At 37.8% G+C, this 670-nt stretch carries 1 protein-coding gene; it reads right to left on the bottom strand.

Going from position 1 to position 670, the window contains the following annotated elements; all coding sequences use genetic code 11:
• A partial coding sequence (locus AC3G7N_RS21270; RefSeq protein ID WP_489424132.1) for an HD domain-containing protein occupies positions 1–491 on the bottom strand: 491 nt, incomplete at its 3' end.
• Between the last annotated feature and the right edge of the window lie 179 nt (positions 492–670).

Here is a 670-nt window from a genome sequence, read left to right as displayed (position 1 = left end):
GAAATTCTTCGCTGTTTTTCCGGTGCGAGATGTTTTAATGTCCGCATATTATGCAATCGGTCTGCTAGTTTTATTAAAATAACACGAATATCTTTCGCCATCGCAACGAACATTTTTCGATGGTTTTCTGCCTGGATAGCCTCTTTCGACTTATATTTAATTTTTCCAAGCTTTGTTACGCCATCGACCAGCATTGCTACTTCATGATTGAAATTTTCCTCTAGGTCCTCTAAGGTAACGGTCGTGTCTTCTACAACATCATGCAGAAATCCACCTGCGATTGTTTCTGAGTCCATTTCCAGTTCAGCCAGTATACCTGCTACCTGCACGGGATGGATAATGTATGGCTCACCAGATTTCCGGAATTGATCCGAATGAGCACGCTCAGCAAATTCATATGCACGTCGAACAAAAGCTGCATCATCCTCGGAAAGGTATTCGCGGGCTCTATCAATAACATCTTCACTTGTTAAAATATCATCTTTTGCCATGAGATCACCTAAATTCAATGTAGAGAATAATCATACCATATATATTTCTTCCTAGTATCGAAAATAATTGTAAAAATGTAAAGCAATATACATTAATAGTGTACTTGCACATTTACTATATACCTATAATCTACTAATATGCTTCAGATAGCAACCCAATATATTAGAAAATCTCGGCA

It is taken from the genome of Virgibacillus carmonensis, from assembly GCF_057836705.1.
The sequence above is the reverse complement of the archived record's forward strand: the minus strand, read 5'-3'. Positions and strand labels throughout refer to the sequence as shown.